The sequence below is a fragment of the Paraburkholderia sediminicola genome, assembly GCF_046027825.1.
GTDB classification, from domain to species: Bacteria; Pseudomonadota; Gammaproteobacteria; order Burkholderiales; family Burkholderiaceae; genus Paraburkholderia; species Paraburkholderia sediminicola_D.
Genome location: NZ_JAQQDU010000098.1, coordinates 25,070 through 31,069, shown reverse-complemented (window position 1 = coordinate 31,069; position 6,000 = coordinate 25,070). Strand labels below are relative to the sequence as shown.

General features: G+C 63.3%; 6 protein-coding genes. 1 reads left to right on the top strand and 5 read right to left on the bottom strand.

All coding sequences use genetic code 11. The features are described 5' to 3' along the window. Nucleotides 1–266 precede the first annotated feature (266 nt). The 3 genes from PQQ96_RS34640 to PQQ96_RS34630 are packed head-to-tail and all read right to left on the bottom strand — an operon-like array spanning nt 267 to nt 2,766. Nucleotides 267–1,067, bottom strand: a complete 801-nt coding sequence (locus PQQ96_RS34640; RefSeq protein ID WP_408300866.1) for a MetQ/NlpA family ABC transporter substrate-binding protein — start codon at nt 1,065–1,067, stop codon at nt 267–269. A 21-nt stretch (nt 1,068–1,088) separates the two neighbouring features. Beyond that, nucleotides 1,089–1,742 (bottom strand): methionine ABC transporter permease, encoded by a 654-nt coding sequence (locus tag PQQ96_RS34635; RefSeq protein ID WP_054037200.1) that lies wholly within the window; start codon nt 1,740–1,742, stop codon nt 1,089–1,091. Continuing rightward, complete coding sequence (locus PQQ96_RS34630; RefSeq protein WP_408300864.1) at nt 1,732–2,766, bottom strand: methionine ABC transporter ATP-binding protein; 1,035 nt, start codon at nt 2,764–2,766, stop codon at nt 1,732–1,734. Before PQQ96_RS34630 ends, PQQ96_RS34635 begins: the two co-directional genes overlap by 11 nt. A 251-nt stretch (nt 2,767–3,017) precedes the next feature. Here PQQ96_RS34630 and PQQ96_RS34625 point away from each other — a divergent pair, with 251 nt between their 5' ends. Further along, nucleotides 3,018–3,956, top strand: a complete 939-nt coding sequence (locus tag PQQ96_RS34625; RefSeq protein ID WP_408300862.1) for an alpha/beta hydrolase — start codon at nt 3,018–3,020, stop codon at nt 3,954–3,956. 82 nt (nt 3,957–4,038) lie between these two features. On the opposite strand, the gene PQQ96_RS34620 is transcribed toward PQQ96_RS34625, so the two are convergent. Together PQQ96_RS34620 and PQQ96_RS34615 are read right to left on the bottom strand one after the other, a co-directional pair. Then, on the bottom strand, nt 4,039–4,839 hold the full coding sequence (locus tag PQQ96_RS34620; protein ID WP_408300860.1) for an enoyl-CoA hydratase: 801 nt from the start codon (nt 4,837–4,839) through the stop codon (nt 4,039–4,041). A 63-nt stretch (nt 4,840–4,902) separates the two neighbouring features. Further along, nucleotides 4,903–5,826 carry a histone deacetylase family protein gene (locus tag PQQ96_RS34615; RefSeq protein WP_408300858.1) on the bottom strand — a complete coding sequence of 308 codons (924 nt, stop codon included), beginning with the start codon at nt 5,824–5,826 and terminating at the stop codon, nt 4,903–4,905. Nucleotides 5,827–6,000: the final 174 nt, after the last annotated feature.

Here is a 6,000-nt window from a genome sequence, read left to right as displayed (position 1 = left end):
CACCAGGATTTTCATGCACACGCTCCAAAGTTACGAATACGTCAACCCAACGGACATTATAGCGACTGCCTTTTCGCAGCAGCCGTGTCGCGGGCGCTCTAGCAGGAGGATATCGCTCCTCAGCGGCGTGACGGCAATATCGAACGGTCGTTCTATTTTAATCTCGAAAAAACCCGGGCGACAACCCCGGGTTAAGACTTACGACTCTAATTTTGCATTGCCATCGTGTTTTGCTACGCGAAACGGTCGGAAAACCGGCCGTCAGATCACCAGGCGGTGATCACCGACCCGCCGAACTTGCTCTCGACGAACTGCTTCACTTCCGGCGAATGATACGCTGCGACCAGCTTCGCAACCCAAGGCTTGTTCTTGTCAGCTTCGCGGATTGCGATGATGTTCACGTACGGACCCTTCGGGTCTTCGATCGCGATGGCGTCCTGCTTGGGCTTCAGACCCGCTTCCATCGCAAAGTTCGTATTGATCGCGGCGGCGTCCACGTCGTTCAGCGAACGCGGGATTTGCGCGGCGTCGAGTTCGACGATCTTCAGCTTCTTCGGGTTGTCGACGATGTCGAGCGGCGTCGCCTTCAGACCCGCATCCGGGCGCAGCTTCAGCAGACCCTGCTTTTGCAGCAACAGGAGCGCCCGGCCGCCATTGGTCGGATCGTTCGGCACGGCGATCTTCGCGCCCGGCTGCAGTTCGGCCAGCGTCTTCACTTTCTTCGAGTAGATGCCCATCGGGTACGTGACCGTATCGGCGATACGGATCAGCTTGTAGCCGCGGTCCTTCACCTGCGCCTGCAAGTACGGGTCATGCTGGTAGCTGTTCGCGTCCAGGTCGCCGCCAGCGAGCGCTGCGTTCGGCTGCACGTAGTCGGAGAACTCGACGATCTTGATGTTCAGACCGTTCTTTGCCGCGACCGTCTTCACGACTTCCATGATCTGCGCGTGCGGGCCGCCGGTGACGCCGACCTTGATCGTGTCTTCAGCGTGAGCCGCCGTGGCGGCAGCGAACAGCGATGCGGCGCCGAGCGTGGCGGCCAGCTTGAGAATGAAACGACGTTGCATGATGGACCTTTCCGATGACGCTTATTTATGGCTCAAACGACGTACGAGCCAATCCCCGAACGACTGCACCAGTTGCACGAAGACGATCAGGATCACCACGACCGTCACCATCACTTCCGGCAGGAAACGCTGATACCCGTAACGAATGCCCAGATCGCCGAGCCCGCCGCCGCCGATCGCACCGGCCATCGCCGAATAGCCGACCAGCGAGACAAACGTGATCGTCAAACCGGCAACGACACCCGGCAGCGATTCCGGCAACAGCACCTTGAAGACGATCTGGCTGGTGGTCGCGCCCATCGCCTGCGCCGCTTCGATCAGACCACGATCGACTTCACGCAACGCGGTTTCGACCAGGCGCGCAATGAACGGCGCCGCGGCGATCGTCAGCGGCACCACGGCCGCGGCCGTACCGATCGACGAACCCACCACGAGACGCGTGAACGGAATCACCGCGACCAGCAGGATGATGAACGGCGTCGAACGCACCGCGTTGACGATCACCCCCATCACGCGATTCACCGCGATGTTTTGCAGCACGCCCTGACGGTCCGTGAGATACAGCAGCACGCCGAGCGGCAAACCGACCGCCGCGCCGACCAGTCCGGAAATGCCCACCATCACGAGCGTTTCCCAGAACGACTGGACGAACATATCGAACATTTCACTCAACATACGACAGCTCCTCGACCACCACACCCTGTTCGCGCAGATACGTCAGCGCCTCTGCCACCTTCACCGGTTCGCCGCCCGCGAGCACCGCGAGCGAGCCGAACGCCTGCCCCTGGATCTCGTCGATCTGGCCATGCAGGATGTTGAAGTCGAGTTCGTAGCGGCGAATCGTTTCCGACAGGATCGGCTGATCGACACCCGAACCGGTGAACGCCAGGCGCAGCAAATGGCCGCTGCCAGTCTTCAGGCGTTCGGCCACACGTGCCTTCATCGCAGGCGGCAGTTCCTGCGCGATCACGTCGCCGATCAGCGCGCGCGTCACTTCATGATGCGGTTGCAGGAATACGTCGATAACCTTGCCCTCTTCGACCACACGGCCCGCGTCCAGCACCGCGACGCGGTCGCAGACCTGCTTGATCACGTCCATCTGGTGCGTGATCAGCACGATCGTCAGGTTCAGTTCGCGATTGATACGCTTGAGCAGATCGAGGATCGCGCGCGTGGTTTCGGGATCGAGCGCGGACGTCGCTTCGTCCGAGAGCAGCACCTTCGGCTTGCTCGCCAGCGCACGCGCGATACCGACGCGCTGCTTCTGCCCGCCGCTGATCTGCGCCGGATAACGATCCTTCTGCGCCGACAGGCCGACCAGGTCGAGCAGCGGCAGCACGTTCGCCTCGATCTCATCGCGCTTCATGCCGGCGAGTTCGAGCGGCAATGCCACGTTCTGGTACACCGTGCGCGACGACAGCAGGTTGAAGTGCTGGAAAATCATGCCGATTTCGCGACGCGCCTCGCGCAATTGCGCGGCGGGCAGCGTCGTCAGATCGCGGCCGTTGACGACGATGTTGCCTTCACTCGGGCGCGTCAGCAGGTTGAGCGTGCGCACGAGCGTACTCTTGCCCGCACCGCTGCGGCCGATGATGCCGAACACCTCACCCGCGGGAATCGACAGATTGACGTTGTGCAGCGCCTCGACCCAGCCCCGGGGCCCGGCGAACCGCTGAGAGATATTGCGTATTTCGATCATGAAAAAACGAAACGGCGGAGTTTGCCACCGAGCGTTGTGCGCTCCCGACAAGCGGCCGCCGTTGCTTTTATTAGGATTTGAGCCCGCAATTCTACCGCAGCACCGTCATTCCCTTTAATAATCAATTACGATCTTTTCATAACCACAGAGCATTAGAGGCGTGCCCGGCGCGAGATGCTCGCGCGTGCGCACCCGCTGCGACTATGATCGGGCGAATCAGAATCAGGACACGTTCAGGATAAACAGCCGCTATGGAAACCACTCGACCCGGCAATGCACGTCCCGCAGCAGCCGCTCTTACAGCAGCCCCTGCAGACGCCGCTGCGCACGCCCCGAAAGGCGGCGCCGCGCTGCGCTCGACGGTCACGACGAGCGACGGCGTCGAACTGCCGTTGTACCGCTGGCCTGCCAGAGCACCATTGCGCGGCACGGTCGCGCTGGTACACGGGCTCGCGGAGCACGCGGGGCGTTACGCGGCGCTGGCGGACCGGCTGAACCCGGCCGGCATTGAACTCGTCGCCATCGATCTGCGCGGACATGGACATGCACCGGGCAAGCGCGTGTGGGTGCAACGCTTCGACGACTATCTGCTCGACGCTCAGGCCTTGCTCGATGAAGCGGCGACCAGTTGCGCGCCGCTGTTTCTGATGGGCCACAGCATGGGCGGCGCGGTCGCGGCGCTCTACGCAATCGAACGTCTGGAAGCGAGCGGGCGTCGGCTAAGCGGTCTGATCCTGTCGAGCCCCGCGCTCGCGCCGGGCCGCGATGTGCCGCGCTGGATGCTCAAGGTGAGCCAGGTGATCAGCCGCATCTGGCCGACCTTCCCGGCGATGAAAATCGACGCGGCGTTGCTGTCGCGCCTTCAGCCGGTGGTGAATGCCAATCGCAACGATCCGCTGGTTCATCACGGCGCGATTCCCGCGCGAACCGGCGCCGAGTTGTTGCTGGCGATGGCGCGCATCGAACGCGGCCGTGCGGGACTGCGCGTGCCGCTACTGGTGTATCACGGCACCGCGGACAAGCTCACCGAGCCCGAAGGCAGCCGCGATTTCGGCGCGCATGCGGGTTCGCCGGACAAAACGCTCACGATGCACGAAGACAGCTATCACGAGACGATGAACGATCTCGACCGGGATCGGGTGATCGGCGCGCTGATCGACTGGATCGAGAAACGGCTGCCCAAAGCCTGAGCGCCGCATGGTATGCCGGAGCCCCAGACTTGCGCATACCGGCGTGCTGAACCCGGCCCCTGCCAGGAACGGCCCAGCCCGGCTAGCGCTTCCAGTCCGGTGGTCGTTTGTCGATAAATGCCTGCACGCCCTCGAGCGCCGAGTCATCCATCATGTTGCAGGCCATCGTCTGGCCAGCTAGCTGATACGCCGCTTCGATGCCCATTTCGAGCTGGCGATAGAAAAGGCCTTTGCCGGCACTCACGGCTTCGACGGGTTTCGCGCAGATGCTTTTCGCGAGCCGCGCGACCTCCGAATCGAGCGCGTCTGCCGGAGCCACGCGATTCACGAGGCCTTGCTGTCTCGCCTGCACGGCGTCGATGAAATCGCCGGTGAGCAGCATTTCGAGCGCCGCCTTACGCGACAGATTGCGCGACAGCGGCACCGAAGGTGTTGCGCAGAAAAGACCCAGGTTGACACCCGAGACGGCAAAGCGCGCGGTATCGGCAGCGACGGCCAGATCGCACATCGAGACCAGCTGGCAGCCGGCCGCCGTGGCGATGCCGTGCACGCGTGCGATCACCGGTTGCGGCAAGCGCTGGATCGTCAGCATCAGTTTCGTGCAGCGCGTGAACAACGCCTGGTAATAAGCCAGCGACGGCGCCGCGCGCATTTCCTTCAGATCGTGTCCCGCACAGAACGCGCGGCCCGCGCCGGCGATCACCACCACTCGCGCATTGGACTCCGCTAGCGCCGTCAGCGCCGACTGCAACGCGTCGAGCAGGGCTTCGGAAAGCGCGTTGAAGGCGTCGGGCCGGTTCATCGTCAATCGGACGACGCCCGGCACGCCATAGGCGTCGTGTTCGATTTCGACCAGCGACGCACTGCGCACCTCGGCATTCATGGCCCACTCCTCGTTGAGTTCATGCAGTTCGCGGCGCCCGGCCAGCGCTGGTGGCGTGGCAGCTCAGATCCCGGCCAGCGATCGCACGTGCGCCACCACGCTGCGTCCGAGCGCCGACAGGTTGTACCCGCCTTCCAGACAGCTCACGATCCGCCCACGCGCATAGCGCTTCGCGATCTCGCGCACCTGGTCGGTGATCCACGCGTAGTCGTCTTCAACGAGACCCAGGTTGCCGAGATCGTCCTCGCGATGCGCGTCGAAGCCAGCCGAGATGAAGATCATCTCCGGCTTGAAATCATGCAGGCGCGGCAGCCACATCATGTCGACCGCCTCGCGCACCGCCATGCCTTTCGAGCGCGCCGGCATCGGCACGTTGCACATGTTGGGTGCCTGATTGTCGGCGCCGGTGAACGGATAGAACGGATGCTGGAAGATACTGCACATCAGCACACGCGAATCGCCCGAAAAGGCCGCTTCGGTGCCGTTGCCATGATGGACGTCGAAGTCGACGATGGCCACGCGCTGCATGCCGTGCACATCGAGCGCGTGACGCGCGGCGATCGCAACGTTATTGAAAAAGCAGAAGCCCATCGCGCGGGCCGGCTCCGCATGGTGGCCGGGCGGGCGCACGCTGCAGAACGCATTGTCGTAGCGGCCTTCGATCACCGCGTCGGTCGCGGCCACCGCGGCACCGGCTGCGCGCAACGCGGCCTGCAACGTGTGCGGGTTCATCGACGTGTCGGGATCGATTTCGGCGAGCCCCTTCGCGGGTGAACGGCTGCGGATGTAATCGATGTGGGCCTGCGTATGCACGCGCAACAGCGCGGCTTCGTCAGCGAGCGGCGGCGACTCGCGCTCGATCAGCGCGTCGATGCGGCTGGCGATCAGTTGATCTTCGATTGCCTGCAGGCGCGCCGGGCATTCGGGATGCCATTGCCCCATATCGTGCAGCAAACAATCGGCGTGGGAATAAAAGCCTGTTGCCATGATTCTCGTCTGCAGCGCGGCGCTTTCAAAGCGCGCGCGGCGTGTCTCCGTCCAGGGGCGCGCGCCCTGGGCGCGCCAACACTTGCCAAGTTACCACACCATGCGACTGTGACGCGCTGGGCACAGTTTTGCAGAAAGCGTCGGGTATACTGCCCCGATCCCTTTCCCCCTGTC